The sequence below is a fragment of the Bradyrhizobium ferriligni genome, from assembly GCF_056837965.1.
The window spans coordinates 1-434 of record NZ_JBXEJO010000304.1; the positions used below are offsets into that span (position 1 = coordinate 1).

The window sequence follows — 434 nt, forward strand, 5'->3', positions numbered from 1 at the left end:
CTTCAGCGCATGGAGAAACAGTTGCATGACGAGCTTCACGGACTAGGAGACAATCATCCTGCTCTGTCGTTTCCCATCGATCCGGAAGACCTTACTTTGGATCGCGAGCTGTTCTCTCCAGAGGAGCTCCTGCGACCGCTTGATGACGGGCCAGCAGAGGAGCTTCAGGAATGGCGAGATGATCACGCTCGCCCATCGGCTTTCATTCAGGCGCAAAGCGCCTTCCATTCAGAGCAGCTCCCTCAGGGAGAGTTTCGGCGAGTGCTGGATCATCTGGATGATGAAGCCATGCCATCGCCAGCCTCCATCGCTTCAGAGGAGCTTCAGCGCATGGAGAAACAGTTGCATGACGAGCTTCACGGACTAGGAGACAATCATCCTGCTCTGTCGTTTCCCATCGATCCGGAAGACCTTACTTTGGATCGCGAGCTGTT

1 pseudogene is annotated in these 434 nt (G+C 55.1%); it reads left to right on the forward strand.

The features are described from left to right. Positions 1-21: 21 nt before the first annotated feature. A pseudogene (locus AC1VNY_RS42730) lies at positions 22-434 on the forward strand (hypothetical protein); the annotation flags it as partial.